22 protein-coding genes are annotated in these 20,478 nt (G+C 51.8%); 6 read left to right on the top strand and 16 right to left on the bottom strand.

Going from position 1 to position 20,478, the window contains the following annotated elements; all coding sequences use genetic code 11:
- Window positions 1–22: 22 nt before the first annotated feature.
- The 4 genes from lipB to ACO0LD_RS25960 all read right to left on the bottom strand — a co-directional run bounded on the left by lipB (window position 23) and on the right by ACO0LD_RS25960 (window position 2,832).
- Window positions 23–688, bottom strand: coding sequence for a lipoyl(octanoyl) transferase LipB (gene lipB / locus ACO0LD_RS25975; RefSeq protein ID WP_423011399.1), 666 nt, complete (start codon window positions 686–688; stop codon window positions 23–25).
- Window positions 689–948: 260 nt separating this feature from the next.
- Entirely contained in the window at window positions 949–1,884 is a 936-nt protein-coding gene (locus tag ACO0LD_RS25970) for a PhzF family phenazine biosynthesis protein (RefSeq protein WP_423011397.1), read from the bottom strand.
- A gap of 46 nt (window positions 1,885–1,930) precedes the next feature.
- Window positions 1,931–2,485: a cysteine hydrolase family protein gene (locus tag ACO0LD_RS25965; protein WP_423011395.1), complete on the bottom strand. Its 555-nt coding sequence runs from the start codon at window positions 2,483–2,485 to the stop codon at window positions 1,931–1,933.
- 29 nt (window positions 2,486–2,514) lie between these two features.
- Window positions 2,515–2,832 (bottom strand): DUF2917 domain-containing protein, encoded by a 318-nt coding sequence (locus ACO0LD_RS25960; protein ID WP_423011393.1) that lies wholly within the window; start codon window positions 2,830–2,832, stop codon window positions 2,515–2,517.
- A 215-nt stretch (window positions 2,833–3,047) separates the two neighbouring features.
- On the opposite strand from ACO0LD_RS25960, the gene gcvA reads away from it, so the two are divergent.
- Window positions 3,048–3,965 (top strand): transcriptional regulator GcvA, encoded by a 918-nt coding sequence (gcvA, locus tag ACO0LD_RS25955; RefSeq protein WP_423011391.1) that lies wholly within the window; start codon window positions 3,048–3,050, stop codon window positions 3,963–3,965.
- 185 nt (window positions 3,966–4,150) lie between these two features.
- Here gcvA and ACO0LD_RS25950 read toward each other — a convergent pair whose 3' ends face one another.
- A complete protein-coding gene (locus ACO0LD_RS25950; protein ID WP_423011389.1) occupies window positions 4,151–4,432 on the bottom strand; it encodes a DUF493 family protein in 282 nt (93 codons plus the stop codon).
- Window positions 4,433–4,527: 95 nt separating this feature from the next.
- Window positions 4,528–5,487: a LysR family transcriptional regulator gene (locus tag ACO0LD_RS25945; protein WP_423011387.1), complete on the bottom strand. Its 960-nt coding sequence runs from the start codon at window positions 5,485–5,487 to the stop codon at window positions 4,528–4,530.
- 58 nt (window positions 5,488–5,545) lie between these two features.
- Between ACO0LD_RS25945 and ACO0LD_RS25940 the strand changes: the two genes are divergently transcribed.
- Entirely contained in the window at window positions 5,546–6,259 is a 714-nt protein-coding gene (locus ACO0LD_RS25940; RefSeq protein WP_423011385.1) for an NADPH-dependent F420 reductase, read from the top strand.
- A gap of 138 nt (window positions 6,260–6,397) precedes the next feature.
- Here ACO0LD_RS25940 and ACO0LD_RS25935 read toward each other — a convergent pair whose 3' ends face one another.
- The 10 genes from ACO0LD_RS25935 to ACO0LD_RS25890 form a co-directional block, all read right to left on the bottom strand.
- Window positions 6,398–7,246, bottom strand: coding sequence for a D-amino acid aminotransferase (locus ACO0LD_RS25935; RefSeq protein ID WP_423011383.1), 849 nt, complete (start codon window positions 7,244–7,246; stop codon window positions 6,398–6,400).
- Window positions 7,247–7,400: 154 nt separating this feature from the next.
- The gene (locus tag ACO0LD_RS25930) at window positions 7,401–8,549 is read right to left on the bottom strand and encodes a D-alanyl-D-alanine carboxypeptidase family protein (protein WP_423011381.1); all 1,149 of its coding nucleotides are present in this window, start codon (window positions 8,547–8,549) and stop codon (window positions 7,401–7,403) included.
- A 136-nt stretch (window positions 8,550–8,685) separates the two neighbouring features.
- The gene (locus ACO0LD_RS25925) at window positions 8,686–9,324 is read right to left on the bottom strand and encodes an alpha/beta hydrolase (protein ID WP_423011379.1); all 639 of its coding nucleotides are present in this window, start codon (window positions 9,322–9,324) and stop codon (window positions 8,686–8,688) included.
- A gap of 5 nt (window positions 9,325–9,329) precedes the next feature.
- The gene (locus tag ACO0LD_RS25920) at window positions 9,330–9,647 is read right to left on the bottom strand and encodes a (2Fe-2S) ferredoxin domain-containing protein (protein ID WP_423011377.1); all 318 of its coding nucleotides are present in this window, start codon (window positions 9,645–9,647) and stop codon (window positions 9,330–9,332) included.
- Between the two features lie 87 nt (window positions 9,648–9,734).
- Entirely contained in the window at window positions 9,735–10,961 is a 1,227-nt protein-coding gene (locus ACO0LD_RS25915) for a VanZ family protein (RefSeq protein WP_423011375.1), read from the bottom strand.
- A 43-nt stretch (window positions 10,962–11,004) separates the two neighbouring features.
- Entirely contained in the window at window positions 11,005–11,646 is a 642-nt protein-coding gene (locus tag ACO0LD_RS25910) for an ABC-type transport auxiliary lipoprotein family protein (RefSeq protein WP_423011373.1), read from the bottom strand.
- Between the two features lie 10 nt (window positions 11,647–11,656).
- On the bottom strand, window positions 11,657–12,598 hold the full coding sequence (locus ACO0LD_RS25905) for an MlaD family protein (protein WP_423011371.1): 942 nt from the start codon (window positions 12,596–12,598) through the stop codon (window positions 11,657–11,659).
- 3 nt (window positions 12,599–12,601) lie between these two features.
- Entirely contained in the window at window positions 12,602–13,393 is a 792-nt protein-coding gene (locus tag ACO0LD_RS25900) for an ABC transporter ATP-binding protein (RefSeq protein WP_423011369.1), read from the bottom strand.
- A complete protein-coding gene (locus tag ACO0LD_RS25895; protein WP_423011367.1) occupies window positions 13,393–14,517 on the bottom strand; it encodes an MlaE family ABC transporter permease in 1,125 nt (374 codons plus the stop codon). Before ACO0LD_RS25895 ends, ACO0LD_RS25900 begins: the two co-directional genes overlap by 1 nt.
- Window positions 14,518–14,602: 85 nt before the next feature.
- A complete protein-coding gene (locus ACO0LD_RS25890) occupies window positions 14,603–16,543 on the bottom strand; it encodes a phosphoethanolamine transferase (protein ID WP_423011364.1) in 1,941 nt (646 codons plus the stop codon).
- Between the two features lie 499 nt (window positions 16,544–17,042).
- Here ACO0LD_RS25890 and rpsL point away from each other — a divergent pair, with 499 nt between their 5' ends.
- The 4 genes from rpsL to ACO0LD_RS25870 form a co-directional block, all read left to right on the top strand.
- Entirely contained in the window at window positions 17,043–17,426 is a 384-nt protein-coding gene (rpsL, locus tag ACO0LD_RS25885) for a 30S ribosomal protein S12 (protein ID WP_110258019.1), read from the top strand.
- Window positions 17,427–17,571: 145 nt separating this feature from the next.
- Window positions 17,572–18,042 carry a 30S ribosomal protein S7 gene (rpsG, locus tag ACO0LD_RS25880; protein ID WP_186957171.1) on the top strand — a complete coding sequence of 157 codons (471 nt, stop codon included), beginning with the start codon at window positions 17,572–17,574 and terminating at the stop codon, window positions 18,040–18,042.
- Window positions 18,043–18,170: 128 nt separating this feature from the next.
- Window positions 18,171–20,276, top strand: coding sequence for an elongation factor G (fusA, locus tag ACO0LD_RS25875; RefSeq protein ID WP_423011362.1), 2,106 nt, complete (start codon window positions 18,171–18,173; stop codon window positions 20,274–20,276).
- Between the two features lie 78 nt (window positions 20,277–20,354).
- On the top strand, window positions 20,355–20,478 hold a 124-nt coding region (locus tag ACO0LD_RS25870), incomplete at its 3' end, for a GTP-binding protein (protein WP_017454492.1).

Genomic DNA, 20,478 nt, shown 5'->3' with positions numbered 1-20,478 from the left:
GGTATGAAGCGATGTCGAAAAATCAGGAGGCAGTCAAAAGATCTTGCAAATTCTGTGCGAGTGCATTCTGGACTTGGCTTAGCGGCACGGTCACGCCCAGGGTTTTCATGTCCACGGTGGCAAGGCCAGCATAGCCGCAGGGGTTAATCCAGGAAAACGGTGTCAAATCCATATCTACATTCAGTGATACGCCATGATAGGTGCAGCCGTTGCCGCGCACTTTCAAGCCCAGGGCGGCGACCTTGGCGCCTTGCCACTGGCCGTCGCTGACATAGATGCCGGGCGCGCCTTCCTTGCGTTCACCAGCGAGATTATACGCTGCCAGGGTGTTGATGACTGCCTGTTCTATCTTGTTGACGAATTCGCGGGCGAATAATCTTGCCTTGGGGTGGCTGCGGCGCAAGTCTATTAACAGGTAGGTCACAACCTGGCCGGGGCCGTGGTAGGTGACTTCACCGCCGCGGTCGGTCTGCACTACCGGGATATCATGAGCGGCCAGCACATGTGACTGGTCGGCGCCCAAGCCCAGGGTGTAAACGGGCGGGTGTTCCACGATCCAGAATTCATTTTGCGTATGCTCATCACGGGCATCAGTGAACGCGCGCATGGCGTCGAAAGTGAGCTGGTAAGGCTCAATGCCGCGATGGATGATGCGGGGTGTTACGTTGGGGGCGAGGGCAGCTTGCATAGGCTGCTAGTGTAACATTTTGTGGGGGCGGGGTCTTTGCTTGTGTAAATGATATGGAATAGTCATCTTGTGCTGTGTCACTCTTTATGCTGAGTGGATGAGTTCCCTCCCTTTCAAGGGGAGGGTTAGGGTGGGGATGGGGTTCGGTAAATTGACGGCAATTGAATTTGCGGCAGAACCCCATCCCCATCCCAACCTTCCCCTTGAAGGGGAAGGGGCTTTAAACACAATATTTACAAGAATTTGCGACCTTTGGCCCATCAAATCCGCACCGCCATGGTCTTTTCCACCCTGGCACGACCACCCACCATGAGGCTGGGTATCTGCCCCTCTTGTATATCCAGCTCAACCTTGATCAGGCTGGGGGAGGCGGGTTCCATGAGTACGCCTTGTTCTATCTGCAAGGTCGGGCCGGGGATGTTGTATTGGGTGTAGAGCAGGCAGGCCAGGGGGCCGGCGGCGGTGCCGGTGGCGGCTTCTTCGCCTATGCCGTAGCGTGGGGCGAACATGCGGGTGCTGGCGGCGTGGCTGCTGTCTTGTACATCAAGGGTAAAAGGATAGAAGCCGACGAGGTCGAGCTCTTCGCTGATGTTGCCGATTTCTTCATGGTCGGGCTGGATATTGGCCAGGCATTCGCGGCCTATGATGGGGATGGCGAGGAAGGCATTGCCGGTATTGACGATGGTGGGCAGGCGGTCACGCAGCAGGTCGTGCTCGGTCAGGCCCATGCTTTGCAAGATGCGGGCATACAGGCTGGTGTAGTCGGCGCCATTGCTATCATCGGCAGAGATGACTTGATAGCGCGGCGTGCTTTGCTGCATGAAGGCGAGTTCGCCCTTGATGAGGATGTCGCGGTTGCCGTCTATGGTTTGCTTGCTGCACAGGCCTTCGCTGACTTTGCCCAGTTCACGCAAGAGTGAAAAAGTGGCGACTGTGGCATGGCCGCAATGGGCAATTTGTCGATTCGGGGTGAAAAATTCCAGCTTGTAGGTGGCGCAGTCTGAGCTTGAGACAAAGGCAGTTTCTGATAAACCTACGGCGCGGGCAATTTGCAGCTTTTGCTGGGAGGTGTAAGTGTCGGCATTCAACACTACCCCGGCAGGATTGCCGCCTTCGTTCTGTTGGGTAAATGCGTGAACGATATGCACTTCTATCGGCTTGCCCATGTCCATTCCTATGCTTGTCGGAATGGACATTATAGGTGGCTAAGTCATGGATATGCCAGCCAGATTTCTAGAGCACTTATTTGGTATGAGCAGCAATCACGTCAGAAGTATTTTTAACCACGCAAAATTCATTGTGCAGACTGGCCAGGTGGACGCGGTGGATTTCTTCTGCCGGTATCAGTTCACCATTGACACCTGGCCGGTCAAAGGTGGCGCAGGCATCGGCTACCAGTTCTACGCTAAAACCGAGGTTGCCCGCCATGCGGGTGGTGGTTGATACACAATGGTCCGTGGTCAAACCTGCAATAACAAGCTGCCTGATGCCTTTGGCTTGCAGCCAGGCTTCCAGTTCAGTGCCGATGAAGGCGCTGTTCACCTTTTTGGTGAAGATGGTTTCGCCAGGCAGCGGGTGTGCCAGCGGCTTGAATTCATAGCCTTCTTGCCCGGCACGCAGGGGCGAATCTGGTTCTTGCGACTGATGGCGGACATGGATCACAGGCTGGTCTTGCTCACGCCAGTGTTGCAGCAGGGCAGCCATATATTGCTCGGCTGCCGGATTATTTCGCTGCCCCCACTTGGGATGATCAAAGCCTTGTTGTACGTCAATTAAGATCAGTGCAGTCTGTGCCATATTCGCCCCGGTGCTTCTGTTCTATTTAATTAAGCAAACGCCTGGCTCAATTTACGTGTCAGTTTTTGCAGATAGCCGGTGCCAGCCATCGTTTTAACGTTGATCACGCTTGATACGGCTGACAATTCGATGACGCTGGCTTTATTCTCAGCTTCGATCACAACGAATTGATTGGCTGGTATGACCATGGATTCGCCTGTGCTGAGCCAGTAATCATCAGTCTGGCCTGCTACTGTCAACCACACGCGGCCACATGCCACTTCAATTTTGCGGGCGTGTTCGGCTGTGCCAGACAATGTGCCACCGGCGGCGATCATGTATGATGGGTTTGCGAAATTATTTGTCATTTCCTTACTCCTGGTTTTTTACTGCTAAAGTGGCAATGCTGTCTACTGAGTAGAGGGTGAAAATCACTTTGTTGCACTGCGATAGAAGCATTGTAGTCTTGCCTCACAAGAAAATAAAACGAGTAATTTTTGAATGACTTGCTAAAATAATTCACAATAAGATCGTAATAAGCTTATAACAAATTCACACCCGGCTGACACTCAGTTTATATAATATGGATTTTCGACGACTCCCCAATTTAGCGGCCCTGCGTGCCTTTGAAGCAGCGGCACGCCATCAGAATTTTTCCAAGGCAGCGCAAGAAATCCACCTGACCCACGGTGCGATCAGCCATCAGGTGCGGGCGCTGGAGGAGGAGCTGGGTGTGCCCTTATTCATCCGCCATGGCAAACGTATCAGTATCACGGCTGATGGCGAGCAGTTTGCTGCGACTATCAGAAAAGCCCTGATGGAGCTGGGTGACGCCGCTGATTTGCTAAAAAAGCGCAATAAGCAAAAGCGCCTAGGCATTACCTCGTTGCCATCGTTTGCGGCGCGCTGGTTATCGCCGCGCCTGGGGCGCTTTATCGAACATCATCCCGACCTGGAAGTCAGCCTGCAATCGAGTAGTCACCTGGCTGATTACAATATGGAATCTATTGATGTGGGGATACGCTTTGGCTTGGGTAATTACCCGGGCATGATCAGCGAATTATTGATGGGGGATTATTATTACCCTGTTGCCAGCCCGCATTATCATGGTGGGCAGTTGCCACAAACACCGGCAGAGCTGGCCAGCATGCAATTATTGCGCTGTGACGGCGAACCCTGGGAACCATGGTTTCGCGCTGCCGGACTGGATAATGCAGAGCCAACTGGCGGCCTGGTATTCCAGGATTCATCAATGCTGACGCGTGCTGCGGTAGATGGCCAGGGTATTGCCCTGGGCAGGCATATCATCGTGCAGCCGGATATCAAGGCGGGGCTGTTGCAGCGCCTGTTCAATATCGATATACCTTGTGAAGTTGCTTATTACCTGGTGTACCCGCCAGAGGCACTGGCCAAACCACAAGTCAAGGCTTTCAGGGAATGGCTGCTGGCAGAAGTTGCCGAAGAGAAAAAGCAAATGGACATGTCAGGGGCACTGACCTGAGGGCTTTACCTGACTGGCCATGACCAGTCAGGCAAGATATCTTAGAACCTGCTTGCGATCTTACTGCGCGAGCGTGATCGGGGCTCATGTGCTGCTCAAAATGCTCATGTACTTAAGTACATTCCGTTTTTTGCGCTGCTCTTCACCCCGCTGACGCGCGCTCGCTACAGATCGTAAACAGGTTCTTACAGCACGAACTTCACCATAGGGTGGGACGACAGCGCACGGTACAAATTATCCAGCTGATCGCGGCTGGTGGCCAATACAGTCACTGTCACCGAGATATAGGCCCCCTTGCTGGATGGGCGCATTTCTACCTTGCCAGCATGGAAAGTCGGGTCGAACGAAGTCACGACTTCCACCATGGTCTGGGTGAACTCGTCATGCATAGGTCCCATGATCTTGATGGGAAAGTCACTTGGATATTCAATCAGACTTTCTTCGGGGGGGATGGGTCTCATTTCCATAATGTTTCCAAATCTCAAAATAACTTAATGTCAGTATATGGGGTCTTGCCACTAAATTCCAATAGCATCGCTTGCTCCCTGGACGTGGCCTGGGTTCATGCATAAAAGCTAGTCAGTGATGCCAGTGGGACATGCAAAGACTCGGTCTGTGCCAGCTCTTCCAGCAAAAAATCTACCGTCGCCTTGACGCGCGGAGCAATCAGGGCGCGATGTGGATATTGCAAGACCATCTGCCTGTTGCCTTCTTCATGAAAAGTGCCCAGCACGATTTTTAGCTTGTTGTCGCGCAAATAACGCCATGAATGGTGGACGGCCACCTGGGCAATACCCAGGCCCATGACGGCCGCTTGCACTGCAGATTCCGGGGCTGACACCGTCAGGTCAGGCTCGCGCGGGTAAGGGCGGTTTATCTCACCCTGCCTGAGCTTGAGGTTCCAGGTCGTCATTTTGCCATTCAAAAAACGTACTGCGATTTGCTTGTGACTATCCAGGTCACTGATCTGTTGCGGCACGCCGTGCTGCGCCAGATAAGAGGGGGCAGCCGCCAGTATGGTGTATAGAGGGCACACAGTGCGCGAAATGATGCTGGAATCTTCTATCATGCCGCCGCGCAAGGCCAGGTCATAACCGTCACGCACCAGGTCTATGCGGTGATCATCAAAATCGATCGCCAGTCGCAAACCGGGATGGCGTTGCTGCAATTTCGGCAGCAAGGGCAGCAGGTAATGCTGACCAAAGGCATTGCCTGTCGATATCCTGACCTGACCCACCACCTCTGCATGCTGACGACTGACACTGTCCACAGCATGATCCAAAGCATCTATCGCTGCGCGCGCGTTTTCCAGGAAAGTCTGGCCTTCGCTGGTTAATTGCAGCGAGCGGGTACTGCGATTCATCAGGCGCACGCCCAGGGTTTGCTCCAGCCCTGCCACGTTCTTGCTGACCGCTGCTGCTGAAATATGCAATGCCCTGGCGGCTGCCGCAAAGCTGCCACGGTCTGCTGCCTGTATGAAAGACAGCATGGCGGGAATGCGTTGAGAGGCGTCGAGCTTCATATTCGTAACCTGAGGTTGTGAGTGAAAATAAGAATAGCTGGCTTATCAGCATTAATCAATGAGATCACAATCAAGCCATCAACACACAGACAGGAGAAACAAAATGCAAACAGCTACAAAAACAGTCGCGGTCCTGGGCAATGGTATTGTCGGCGTTGCCGTCGCCAAAGGATTTGCCAGCCTGGGTTATCAGGTGATATTCGGCACCCGTAATCCTGATAGCGATAAAAGCAAGGACGCACTGGCAGCTGTGCCAACGGCGCGGGCCAGCAGTTATGCAGATGCTGCCAAGGCTGCCGACCTGGTGTTCCTGGCTTTGCCATGGGATGGTTTGGCAGCAAGCCTGACACTGGCTGGCCCGGCCAATTTTGCTGGCAAAACCGTCATTGATGCTGTCAATCCACTACTGGATTTTGCTACAGGTTCGCCCAAGCTGGCGGTAGGTTTCAGTGATTCTGCGGGTGAACTGGTGCAAAGACTGTTGCCGCAAGCAAAGGTGGTCAAGGCTTTCAACACCATCGTCACCACGCATATGGTGCAACCAAAATTTTCAGATGGTCAGCCGGATATGTTTATTGCTGGTAATGATGCAGGGGCGAAACAGGAAGTATCGGCCATCCTGCGTGATTTTGGCTGGCGTGGAGCAATCGACATGGGTGATATAACAGCAGCACGTTTGATTGAGCCGCTGGCGATGTTGTGGATCAGCTATGCATTCCAGCGTCAGCATTGGACGCATGGGTTTAGTTTGTTGGGGCAGGCGAAGGTGTAATAGGTTTGCTACCGTAGGTTGGGCTACGCTTCATCAGCCCAACACTCGGCCTCTGCAAACGTATACGTCATTCAAACGCCAAGTGTTGGGCTGGTAAACCGTAGCCCAACCTACGCGGTAATACGTTTTCGGTATTTTTTAAGCCGCCTTGGCCTCTTGATAAGCCGCATACAACTGATGATAAACCACACCCGGTTTGCCATTACCTACTACCGCATCATCCAGCTTCACCACCGCCAGCACTTCTTTGGTGGCAGATGAAAGCATGACTTCATCTGCTGCAAAGACTTCTTCGCGGGTAATGCGGCGTGCTTCGAGCCGGATATTGTTGGCGGCGCACAGTTCTTCTATGAGACCGTAGCGTATGCCTTCGAGTATCAGGTTGTCTTTAGGCGGGCCCATGAGGACGCCGTCCTTGACTATCCAGACATTCGATGCCGATGCTTCGGTCAGGTAGCCATCGCGGAACTGTATGCTTTCGGCAGCATCGTTTTCGGCAGCATTTTGGGCTGCCAGCACATTACCCAGCAAGGAGATGGATTTGATCTCGCAACGCAGCCAGCGCTTGTCTTCCATGGAGACACAGGCAACGCCGTTTTCACGTGCAGCCGCAGTCGGCAGGACGATGGGGTTGGTCATGATGAAGACCGTAGGTGTGACTTCATCCTTGGGGAAGGCATGGGCACGTTTGGCAACACCACGGGTGACTTGCAGGTAGACCATCTGGTCATCCTCCTCGTGCGCTGCCATGACCTTGGCGATCAGGGCCAGCCATTCTTCCTTGCTGTGTGGGTTGGTGATGCTGATGGCTGCCAGGCTGCGGAACAGGCGGGCCAGATGCTGGTCGGCACGGAACATCTTGCGCTGATAGACAGGGATGACTTCATAGATGCCATCACCAAAGATAAAGCCACGATCCAGCACCGGGATTTTGGCTTCGGACAGCGGCGTCATTTCGCCATTCAGGTAGACCAGGGGTTCATTCATGATGTCTTTATACGCAAAAAAAGTGAAGGATTTATTCTTACATGGAAAGCTGGAGCGGCTTATGCAAATACGGCATACGGGCATAGCCAGGGTTTATGTGCCGCATGAAAGTCGGGCCGCACATAAACCAATATGCAAGTAAACTTCTAATTAATTACTTGAACATCAGGCGTATCGAATCCCAGGCGCGGCCAAAAATGCTGGCCTGATTGACTTGTTCCAGCGCAATCACTGGTACTTCAGCAACTGCCTTGCCATCCAGCATGACTTTCATGGTGCCGACTTTGCTGTTCAGTGCGATCGGCGCGACCAGCGGGTCTTTGCGTTCCAGTGCCGGTTTCAGCTTGGCGGCAGAGCCTTTGGGCAGGGTTACATACAATTCACGGTCAAAGCCTATCTTGACCTGGGGCTGTGTGCCTTTCCAGACTTCTGGTGTGGCAATCGCCTGGCCTTTGTCATATAGCTTCAGGGTTTCAAAGTTCAGGTAACCCCAGTTCAGCAATTTCAGGCTTTCTTGCGCACGTACTGAGTCACTTTCGGCACCGATGACGACAGAGATCAGGCGACGCTGCCCTGTGCCATTCGGGCGATTCGCAGAAGAAACCAGGCTATAGCCACCGCTGGTCGTGTGGCCGGTTTTCATGCCATCGACAGTAGGGTCGAGCAACAACAGGCGGTTGCGGTTAGGCTGGGTGATCTTGTTATAGGTATAGCTCTTGGTGGAGTAATACGTCTTGTAGAACTCAGGGTGATCAATGATCAGGCGCGCCGCCAGATTGGATAAATCCTGTGCTGTCGAATAATTATCCTTGCTGGGCAAACCATGCGAATTGGCAAAGTGCGTGGCTTTGAGACCCATGCGCTCAGCTTCGCGGTTCATTTGCACGACGAAGGCTTCTTCGCTACCGGCCACGGCTTCTGCCAGGGCAACAGCGGCATCATTGCCAGACTGTACGATCAGGCCATACAACAATTCATTGATAGTGACTGGCTTGTTGGGTTCGATAAACATTTTCGAGCTGCTGCCATCGACTTTCCAGGCACGAACAGAGACATTGATGCTCTGGTTCAGGTCCAGCTTCTTGTCCTTGAGGGCAGAAAACACCAGATAAGCCGTCATGATCTTGGTCAGCGATGCTGGCTCTACGCTCATGGTTGGTTCTTGTGCGGCAATGACTTGATTGCTGGTGGCATCCAGCAAGAGCCAGGCTTTGGAAGCAATGGTAGGCGCAGGCAGGGTTTGCGCGACGGCAGCTGTCATGGTCAGCAGCGAGACGGCAATTGAGGCGAGGAATTTTTTCATTGTGGTAGCTAATAAAACAAAGGGTGACAAAAAACGAATAATTGTGTGACTAATTGGGTATTCAGTGGGTATTCATTGGGTATTCAGCAGACTCATGATCAGCACCTTGCCTGCATAGAATCTGGCTGCACCAGCATCAGGCTTTATCCCACATGCTGGTGATGAGTTGTTTGATATGGTGCAGACGACGGTGGAAGAAGTGGTCAGCACCGGGTATCACGGTGACGGGTATATCTTGCGGGCGCAGCCAGTCCAGCACGGCAGAGAGAGGTATGGTGTCATCCAGTTCACCGTGGATCAGGACGGTATTTGCAGGTATCGCTGGCATATCCCATTTACCGGCAGCGGCACCGACCAATGCCAGGCGCTCTGCCGGTTTGCCATTTTCTTGCAGACGCCGCTGCAGGCGGGCCTGGACAAAAGTACCGAAGGAAAAACCGGCTAATGCCAGTGGCAAATCGGGGTAGCGTGCACGCATGGCGGTCAGTAATAATTCCATGTCGTCGGTTTCACCCATGCCTGCATCGTGGGTGCCTTCTGACTTGCCGACACCGCGAAAATTCATGCGTACGGCAACGTAACCCAGGGCTGTGAAAGTGCGTGCCAGGGTTTGCGCCACTTTATTGTCCATGGTGCCGCCAAACAGCGGATGCGGATGGGCTACCAGTGCCAGGCCTATGGGGGTGGCATGTGTTTCAGGATCAGGCAAGTCCAGTGCGCATTGCAAATTGCCAGCCGCGCCCTGGAGTGAAAAGTGTTCAGTCTGCGCATTCATGATGATCAGACCCTCAGACGTTCGACGACACCGCCGCCTATCAGGTCAACATCAATGATTTCATCAATATCGGATTGATCGACAAAGGTGTACCAGGTGCCTTGCGGGTAGACCACCAGGACCGGGCCTTCTTCGCAACGGTCGAGGCAACCGGCTTTATTGATGCGGATTTTGCCCTGGCCACTCATGTCCAGCTGTTTGATGCGGCGTTTGGCATGTTCCTGGGCGGCTTGCGCACCACGGTCAGCACAGCAAGGGCGGCCGTCTTCGCGTTGGTTCAGGCAAAAAAAGACGTGTTTTTGAAAATAGAGTGCTTCAGACATAAGATATCCAGCCTGCGGTTGATACCGCCACCGGTTGATGGCGCTTGTTGCCCGCTATGATACTGCAATTGTGAAGTCAGGGGACTTTTACACCGGGCGCGGCTTGCGTAATAGCACCCAGATAGCCAGAAACGGCCAGAACAATGACAAGAATTGCGCTGCGCCATTGAAGTTCAAAAACTTGCCCTGTACCCAGGTTTGCATGGTGGCGGCAAAGTAAGGGTTATCAGAAACCAGGTTGATGACCACCAGCGATATCGTCAGCATCAGCAAGGCCAGCCGTTTTTGTACATGAGACGGGGCAAAGGAAAAACCATACAGCATGATGATACTGATCAGCAAACCACCACGCGCACCAGGGGTCAGCCAGGCAAAGGCATATTCAGGTTTGAACAGCAGGGCGCTGGCCAGTGCCTTGATGGTCAGGGCCGCACCCAGCAACAAGACCGACAAGATGGTTTTGGGTGCATGCCGGTTCAGCAGGCTCAGGCAAATCAACAGGGCACCAGTGCAACTGCAGGCGGTGATAATGGTTTCTGACAACAGGTATTCCTCGGCGCTAAGCTCGAAACCCTGTAGCAGGAAGGCACTGATATCAATATCCATGTCCATCAATTCGCTCAGGGTTTGCGAAATCACGGGCAAGACCTGGCCCAGTCCAAACAAATAGGCTTGAGGATATATTTGCGCCATGGTCCACAGACCCAGAACCAGGATTTCTCGACTGGATTCTTTATGCGTCCATTGCTTGCGCAGTAATTGCAAGCGACCTTTTTCCAGTATCAACGGGGTCAGCAGGGCCCCCAGTATCGCGCCCAGCATGGCACCTGAGGTATTGGTCAAAAAATCCAGCAGTGAAGTAACGCGGCTGGGCAAGAAATTTTGCACAATTTCAGCCGTTGCAGATATCAACGCACCGCTCAGGGTTGCCAGCAATGCTGCCCACCAGCGTCTGACCAGTGGGTAGAGTGCAAACACAATCAGCATGCCAAAGGGCATATAACCGACCACATTGATGATGGCGTCAAAGCCACCCCAGTAACGCGGCCATTGTTGTATGAGCTCGGGCAGTGCTGCCCAGCTATTGGTTTGCCAGCCGGTAAACGGGAACCAGCTCGCATAGATAATCAAAAACAGATAGGCGACCAGACTCACCCTGGCAAAGGGAGAGCTACGCAGGCTGCTTAGTTGCGGACCAGGTTGCAGGTTCGGCTGCGCTGGACCTGGTTGCTCACCAAGTGATTCACTCAGTGATTCACCTGGTGGCTCACCAGGCTGCGCGTCTGCTGATACTGTACTTGGATCTGGCTGCATGCGGTCGGCTTCAAAGATCGATTATCGGCTTGATTAATCAGCTTTATTTCAATGGCAGGCTCATGATCCAGGTCTGTATTTCAGCAATGCTGGCATCGGCAGCTTCGCGCATGGCTCTTGCACCACCGGGCGCATCGGCTGTGTTTGTCGCTACTTTTTGCTGGAAGCTTTTCTGGGCAATCAGTTTATGACCCTTGATGACAGAGGCCCGCAAGCTGATGTGCGCATTGCTTTGATTGACTGCTGTGAAAATTTGGGAAAACTCATCTATTTCCAGGCGCAGGATGGGCAGGTTTGCTCCATCGGTATTCGCCAAGACATCCGCACCTTGTGCCACCAGAACGGCTTTCAATCTTTGCGCCAGCAATTGTGCCGGCGGCATGCTCCAGCGATGCAGGGAATAAGCCTTGAGCTGTTGCACATTGTCATATTGCAGCCGGTATAGCATGGCATTGCTGTCCAGCGCTGGCGGGATCGTGACCTCTGCTATGCTGATCTGCAATTTCCCCTGATTTGGCGGCACTGATGTAGCTGATGCAGTCGTGCTCAGTGGCCCAAAATCATATTGTTGAAGTTGCTGCGTAACAGGTGTGCTGCTACAGGCAGTCAATAGCATTAGGAGAAATACAGTAGCACCAGTGTTTCCAAGATTGCCAAGGCGGTCCAAAAATGCGGGATAGTTCATATGTATTCCTTTACTTGGGCGCGACAAAGCCAGGCTCACCCGGACCAGGTGCAGGGATGGGGTTGCCAAACAAAAGGCTTTGTGGCCTTTCTTTAAGTGAGTCCGAGAGGCGGCCAAAAGAGCGCAGGCTGGTCTTGGCTTCGCCTGCCGCACTTTGTACCTTGGGCAGGGTATCCAGAATCAGGCTGTTGCTGACATTGTCCATCACCAGATTAAACCGTGCCAGCGGGCCATCCTCGGCTTGTATGCTGCTCGTCAACTGATTCAGGTTATTGCTGAGTTTGCTGACATTGCCAGACAGGGTGCGTATTTCTACCATGGTCATTTTCGCCTGGTCTGCCATTTCAGGCAGGCGCGCCAGCGTGGGCTCAAATTTTGCAGGCAGGGCCTTCCATGCCGCAGAGGCCTGGCCGAAATTTTGTATTGCTGTCATCAGTGATTTTTGATTGGCTGGGTCCAGCATGGTATTCAAGCGACGGGTTAACTCTTCAGCCTGTCCCAGGATGACCTGACTGCGTTGCTCCAGATTTTGCATCATGCCAGGACGCATGGGAATGCGCGGTACAGCATCTGGATTAGTGCTGGCAACCAGCAATTGTTTCGACGTGCCACTATCATCAAGTTGTATAAAGGCGATGCCCGTCACCCCCTGATAACCCAGGGTGGCATAGGTGGAACTGGTAACGGGCGCATCAGGCACGATCTCCAGCCGCAAGATAATTTGCCCAGGGTTTTTGTCATCAAAGTCGATGTCCGTGACATTGCCGACCTTGATACCCTTGTAACGCACCGCTGCCTGCAAGTTCAGGCCAGAGACTGCCGACGAGGTCACTACGTCATACGGCACGCGCTTGATCTTGTCGCGCCCCAGCCAGATGGCCAGTACGGTCGTCAGTGTCAGCAGGGCAATGGTGAAGAAACCTGCCATGAGCGCATGAGATCTGTTTTCCATAGCTTATATTTCCTGAGGCGTTTGGGGTGGCAGTGCTTCCATGGCGCGCTCACCGCGCCCGCCAAGGAAGAAACTGCGTATGAATGGATGTTGGTAAGCCACGACTTCCCTGGGTGTCCCTATAGTGACCACATGTTTTTCTGCCAGCACAGCTATCCGGTTGGAGAGGGCAAACAGGCTGTCCAGATCATGCGTCACCATGATCACGGTCAGGCGCAATTGCTGGTGTAGCGATAGTATCAGGTCGACAAAGCTGTCGGAGCGATCAGGGTCCAGCCCCGCAGTTGGCTCATCAAGAAACAGCAATTCAGGGTCCAGTGCCAGCGCACGCGCCAGGGCTATCCGCTTGATCATGCCGCCAGACAAATCCGCTGGCATCTTGCGCGCATGCTCAAAGGCAATGTCAACCATGTGCAGCTTCAGGTAGACCAGGTCGTTAATGAGGTCTTCGGGCAGTGTCCCCAGTTCGCGCATGGGTTGGGCAACATTGTCGAACACGCTCAGGGCAGAATACAGGGCACCATGCTGGAACAGCATGCCAGAACGCTTGCGCAGATAATCCAGATGCCGCGCTTGCGAATCATGCAAGTCTTCGCCAAATACCTTGATACTACCGCGTGCAGGTATTTCCAGCCCCAGCATCTGCCGCATCAGCACAGTCTTGCCTGAGCCTGAGCCGCCGACAATGGACAGGATTTCACCCCGTTTGACGTCCAGTTCCAGCTGGTCATGCACCACGGCGCGGCCAAACTGTGTGCGCAAATCGCGGATTTCTATGATGTTTTCGCTTGCCATCAGTAACCCGCCTTGCTGAAGATAATGGCATAAACGGCATCGGCAATGATCACCACCGTAATCGCGACAACCACAGAGCTGGTGGTGCCACGCCCCAGGCTTTCAGTATTCGGCTCTATGCGCAAGCCATAATGGCAGGCAATCAGGGCAATCAATATGCCAAAGGTGACGCCTTTGGACAGGCCTATCCAGAAATTGATGAGCGGTACGACTTCCGGTAATTTGTAGATAAAGAATTCTGGCGACATACCCAGCAAAGCTTGCGCCGATATCATGCCACCTATCAATGCCATGATATCCGTCCAGATCACCAGCAAGGGCATGGCAATGGCCAGCGCCAATACTTTGGGCATAATCAGGCGAAAACCATGCGGTATGCCCATGACGCGCATGGCATCCAGTTCTTCGGTCACCCGCATGACTCCCAGTTGTGCCGTAATGGCAGAACCAGAACGCCCGGCCACCAGGATGGCGGCCAGCATGGGGCCAAGTTCGCGGATGATACTCATGCCCAGAATATTGACGATATACAGGTCACCACCAAAGGTGCGTAATTGCTGGGCTGACAGATAAGACAGTACTACACCTATTAATATACCGACCAGGGCAGTAATGCCCAGCGCCTGCGCGCCGGTGTGATAGACATTGGACGACAATTCCTTCCACGGCGCTTTCATGGGGTGACGCACAAGACGGAATAAATCCAGCATGAGCTGGCCGAGCAGGGCAGTGAAACTATATAGATGCTGAATCAAGCCCAGTACTTTTGCACCCAGTTGCATGGTGCGCGTCAACCGTGGTTTGGCCGGAGGTGGAACTAAAATCTTGCTGACTTCTTCCAGTCGCGCAAACAGACCTTCATGGGCTGGCAGGATGGTGATGTGTTTTGGTCTTTGTTTACCCCAGATACGCCACAGCATTTGCGCACCTATATGATCGAGCGCGCTGACCTGGCTTAAATCCCAGTGTAATTCAGCTTGTTTGGCAGCCAGGCTTAACTGCGCACTGATTTCCTGCATGGTCGCTTTAGGTGACAGGATATGCACCAGCCAGGCACCTGCGACGATGGCAGTGGGCTGATGCTGGTGGCTGAATTGCAGGGTGGGCGCTATCTCATGAGGCATATTTCGCAAGTGTAAGTGAGAAAGTACTTTTACCGCAATCAAGCATATCCACATTCACGGGGTATAACTATTTAATACCTGCAGGCTATTTTTCTTGTACCAAAGGGGTTTTTTTATCCATGACTTCGCGACAATCCCCTTTCAGGGTGGCGTTGTCATAATTGGTCCAGCCATAGCTGTCTACATAGCGGGTATGTGCTTTCAATTGCTTGCTGAGTATGCTCCATTCCAGTTTTTCATCCGGGTAGCGGATGTTGGCCATGTCCAGCAGGCTGTGAAAAACGTTTTCAGTCGATAGCTTGGCTTTTTGATGCAGGCGCAGCTGGACTATCTTGTCCGGGAAATGTTCTTGATAAGCATCGGAATACCACATGAAAGCCGGCACATGGAATTCATACTCAGTATTGTGACCGTGAAAAGCCAGGTTGCAAGTGCCGTCATACAGCGTTTGCCCATGGTCGGATATATATAGCAACGAAGTGATTTGCGAGCTGGTTTTTAATTTTTGTATGACTTCTGACAGCATCCAGTCTGTATACAAGATGGAGTTATCATAACTATTGTTCAAGGCCTGCTTGTTCTTCAGGTCGGTATAAGCAGGATTGACTACACCGTACAGCGATGGTTTCCAGTTATCAAAAGACTGTGGGTGACGGTGGCTGTAATTCCAGTGATTGCCGAGGGTGTGCAAGACGATCAGTTTCTTTGGCGAGGCATCACGCATGGCATTTGCCATGGGTTCCAGCAAGACCTGGTCAAGATTCGAACTATTGGTAAAGCCACCCAGGTTCAAGAATTGAGTGACATCAGCCTCTTTGGCGAACACAGAAGTTGGCGTATCAAACTGACCAAAGCTCATTTGATTTGACAACCAATAAGTCTTGAAGCCCGCTTCCTTGAAGGCGGTTAAAAATGATTTTTCAGAAAATCCCGCCTTCAGGCTTTGTGCAGCCGGTTTACGCGAGACGATGATGGGTACCGACAGCCGTGTAGCCGAAACGGCTGTCACCACATCGCTGAACGCGACCAGATTGCTTTCTTTCTTGAGCAGGGGATTGGTATCACGCTCATAGCCATTCAGGCTCCAGCGGTCAAAACGCGAAGACTCGCCTATCACCATGATAATGGTTTGCGGCGTTGCCGGGTTGCCATCCAGATGCGCCTGGAAGCGGAAAGCGCGACTCTTTTCTGACAGCTTGGCCAGGTAATCCCGCTCTACCCAAAAATCATTGGCCCGCAAGACCAGGCCAAATGGCCAGGTGCGTATATAAGTCTCTTCGTCATACGGGATTTTGGCCCAGTGCGGCAAAGGCGGCAGGTTTTTCTTCAGGCTGGTGCGCCAGCGGGTCAGGGTATCTGCAGAGGCGCTGGCAGAGCTTGAGGCTGAGTCTGAAGCCGATGCACTGGCTTCTTCCTCTTCATCTTCGTCTTTTTCCTCATCTTCGGTTGAGGATGAATCTGAACTTGAACCAGAATCTACGGCGGCACTGCCACTGGCCTTGCTGGCACTGGCGGAAGGCGGGGCTTTGGCAACGCCTATTTGTTCACCATAAGTCCAGGTGGCGATACCCAAGGCGATAAGAAGCAGTACTACCCAGCGCGAGCGGTGTATCCAGTCCCAATGGGTATGGTTTTTGGCAACCCGTAGCAGGCTCCACCACCAGGCTGTTACTGCAATCACCAGTAATAATAGCAACCAGACTTTATTACCCAGGAACTCCGTCGCCTCCTTGGGGCTGGTTTCCACGATGATGCCCAGGTGATGGGTAGAGATACCTTGTCCAAAATACAAGCGCAGGTAAACTTCTATGGGCACGGCAAAGAATGCCGGCAGCAGCAGGTAATGAAACCAGCGCGGTCTTTGCAGCAAGGCCCAGAAACCCAGCCAGGACACCAGCTCCATCGCCAGCAAATGATAGGGCTTTTCCACAGGCTGCCCTTGCAGCAATGGGAAAAATGGCAAGCTCGAAATCAGCAGGTAACTGACAAGAAGATATAGCGAGGCTGGGCGAAACAGGACGGGCATTGTGTTTTTATACTTGCAACAGGGTGGGCGGCTGCGTGAAGCAACAGTTTAAGGGCGTAAATAGTAAATGATTTACTTTGTATTGACTGCATATATGCCGTGCGAATGTGGGATTTAAGCATATTTTGCTTTTCAGTCATGCCTGGCAAATTCCCTCGCATACCGACAAGCCCGGTAAACCTTGATTTTTTGCTGAAATTTTCTACTCTGAAAGGCTGCTTGGACGCACGCAAAATCACCTAAGCGCTTGAATTGTAGAAATAAAAAGCGTTGACATGCTTGTGCGAAGCGACATAAAATTGCGAGTTCTCGATTTTGGGTTTGCATTTGCTATTCTTGTTTTGCCCGGTTTTATCAGGCAGACAATGCTTAAAAAGCAGGCAAAAGCAGGTGGCTAAGTCGGGTTGGTCTGAGGATTCAGGCTGAAAAATGATTTTAAGTTCCCGGGCAACCGTTTCCGGGTTTGTGTTTAACGTTGTATTTTGTTGGATTAAAAACGATGCCAACCATCAATCAACTGATTCGCCAACCACGTGTTTCTGCACGTGTTAAAAGCAAATCGCCGGCGCTGGAAAACAGCCCGCAAAAACGTGGCGTTTGCACCCGCGTTTATACGACAACTCCAAAAAAGCCTAACTCGGCTTTGCGTAAAGTTGCCAAAGTTCGCCTGACTAATGGTTTCGAAGTTATTTCGTACATTGGCGGTGAAGGCCATAACTTGCAAGAACATAGCGTAGTTTTGCTGCGCGGTGGTCGTGTAAAGGATTTGCCTGGTGTTCGTTACCATATGGTTCGCGGTGCTTTGGATACTCAAGGCGTTAAAGACCGTAAGCAAGCTCGCTCCAAATATGGTGCCAAGCGTGCTAAGGCAGTTAAGAAGTAATTATCTCGTAATTTAATCTCCGTAATCTATTACGGATCAGTGTCGGTTTGGAAATAAGCCGAGTAAGTGACCGGTTATGATGGCCTGTCGCGAGCGTGGAGCAAAATGTTGCTTTGTGCTCAACTGAAGATTGAAAGGAATTGAAATGCCACGTCGTCGTGAGGTCCCGAAACGGGACGTACTGCCGGATCCAAAATTCGGTAATGTAGAAGTAGCAAAATTTGTAAACGTTTTGATGTTGTCCGGCAAGAAGTCTGTTGCTGAAGGCATCATCTACGGCGCATTCGATCACATCCAGCAAAAATCTGGTAAAGATCCTTTGGAAGTGTTTGCGCTGGCAATCAGCAACGCCAAACCACTGGTTGAGGTTAAGTCCCGCCGTGTTGGCGGCGCGAACTACCAGGTGCCTGTAGAAGTGCGCCCAGTTCGTCGTCTGGCTTTGTCTATGCGTTGGTTGCGTGAAGCCGCTAACAAGCGTAGCGAAAAATCCATGCCACAACGTTTGGGTGGTGAATTGCTGGAAGCCGCAGAAGGCCGCGGCGGCGCAATGAAGAAACGTGATGAAGTCCATCGTATGGCTGAAGCCAACAAGGCCTTCTCTCACTTCCGCTTCTAAGAGTAAGAGTAAGGAGCTGTTGTATGTCTTTAGTGCAACGGCTCTGGCAAGTATTTTGAATCAGGCCGGGCGCGATTTTTGTAAAAAAATGCGCTCGGTTTTGTCCATTAAAAGATTTAGGATTAGCTATGGCCCGTAAGACCCCCATTGAGCGCTACCGCAATATCGGTATTTCCGCTCACATTGATGCCGGTAAAACAACAACGACAGAACGCGTACTGTTTTACACAGGTGTAAACCACAAAATTGGTGAAGTGCATGATGGCGCGGCTACCATGGACTGGATGGAGCAAGAGCAGGAACGTGGTATTACCATTACTTCCGCTGCGACGACATGCTTCTGGAAGGGCATGGCGAACAACTTCCCGGAACATCACATCAACATCATCGATACACCAGGCCACGTTGACTTCACTATTGAAGTTGAGCGTTCCATGCGTGTTCTGGATGGCGCCTGCATGGTTTACTGTGCAGTAGGTGGCGTTCAGCCTCAGTCTGAAACCGTATGGCGTCAGGCTAACAAGTACAAAGTCCCACGTTTGGCATTCGTCAACAAGATGGACCGTACTGGCGCGAACTTCTTCAAAGTGTACGATCAAATGCGTGCACGTCTGAAAGCCAACCCAGTTCCTCTGCAAGTACCTATCGGTGCTGAAGACCTGTTCGAAGGCGTTATCGATCTGGTCAAGATGAAAGCGATCATTTGGGATGCAGCATCTCAAGGTATGAAATTTGAATACCGTGATATTCCTGAAAACCTGTTGGCTGACGCACAAAAATGGCGCGAAAACATGGTTGAAGCAGCTGCTGAAGCCAGTGAAGAGCTGATGAACAAATACCTTGAAGAAGGCGATTTGACTGAAGAAGAAATTAAGTCTGCTTTGCGTCAACGTACTATCGCTTCTGAAATCGTTCCTATGATGTGTGGTACTGCATTTAAGAACAAGGGCGTTCAGGCGATGTTGGATGCGGTTGTTGAATACCTGCCATCCCCATTGGACATCCCACCAGTTCCAGGTCTGAACGAAGATGACGAACCAGTTGTTCGTAAAGCTGAAGATACAGAGAAATTCTCTGCACTGGCATTCAAAATCGCAACTGATCCATTCGTTGGTCAATTGTGCTTTATCCGTTGCTACTCCGGTACATTGAATTCTGGCGACAGCGTTTACAACTCTGTTAAAGAGAAAAAAGAACGTATCGGCCGTCTGGTTCAAATGCACGCGAACCAACGTGAAGAAATCAAAGAAATGATGGCGGGTGATATCGCTGCGGTGGTTGGTCTGAAAGACACAACAACTGGTGATACCCTGTGTGACGAAAAAGCTATCGTTGTTCTGGAACGCATGATATTCCCAGAGCCAGTTATTTCTCAGGCAGTTGAGCCAAAAACCAAAGCCGACCAGGAAAAAATGGGTCTGGCATTGAACCGTCTGGCCGCTGAAGATCCATCTTTCCGCGTACGTACTGACGAAGAATCTGGTCAAACAATTATCGCCGGTATGGGCGAGTTGCATCTGGATATTATCGTTGATCGTATGAAGCGTGAGTTCAACGTAGAAGCCACAGTGGGTAAACCACAGGTTGCTTACCGCGAAACTATCCGCAAAACTTGCGAAGAAATCGAAGGTAAATTCGTTAAGCAATCCGGTGGTCGTGGTCAGTATGGTCACGTCGTTCTGAAGATCGAACCGCAAGAACCAGGTAAAGGCTTTGAATTCGTTGACGCGATCAAAGGCGGTACAGTTCCACGCGAGTACATCCCTGCAGTTGAAAAAGGTGTTCGCGAAACACTGACTTCCGGTGTATTGGCTGGCTACCCAGTTGTTGACGTTAAAGTTACACTGTTCTTCGGTTCCTACCATGACGTTGACTCCAACGAAAACGCCTTCCGTATGGCGGGTTCGATGGCGTTCAAAGATGGCTGCCGTAAAGCAAGCCCAGTTATCCTGGAACCAATGATGGCTGTTGAAGTAGAAACACCTGAAGACTACGCTGGTACAGTCATGGGTGATCTGTCTTCACGCCGTGGTATGGTTCAAGGTATGGACGAAATCGCTGGCGGCGGTGGCAAGATCATCAAAGCTGAAGTGCCTTTGTCTGAGATGTTTGGTTATTCCACATCCCTGCGTTCTGCTACACAAGGTCGTGCAACGTATTCCATGGAATTCAAGCACTACTCTGAAGCGCCTAAGAACGTGATTGACGCTATCGTCACATCCAAAGCTAAGTAATAAAGAATCAAAGGCCTGCCCCATGCCGGGGTAGGTTTTCTATTGTTGATAAATCGTTCTTTTTGAAGGAAGAATAAAATGGCAAAAGGTAAGTTCGAGCGCACCAAGCCGCACGTCAACGTCGGTACAATTGGCCACGTTGATCACGGTAAAACTACACTGACAGCAGCGATTGCAACAGTCCTGTCGAAAAAATTCGGCG

It is taken from the genome of Undibacterium sp. Ji83W, assembly GCF_049340385.1.
Classification (GTDB): Bacteria; Pseudomonadota; Gammaproteobacteria; order Burkholderiales; family Burkholderiaceae_D; genus Undibacterium.
The sequence above is the reverse complement of the archived record's forward strand: the minus strand, read 5'-3'. Positions and strand labels throughout refer to the sequence as shown.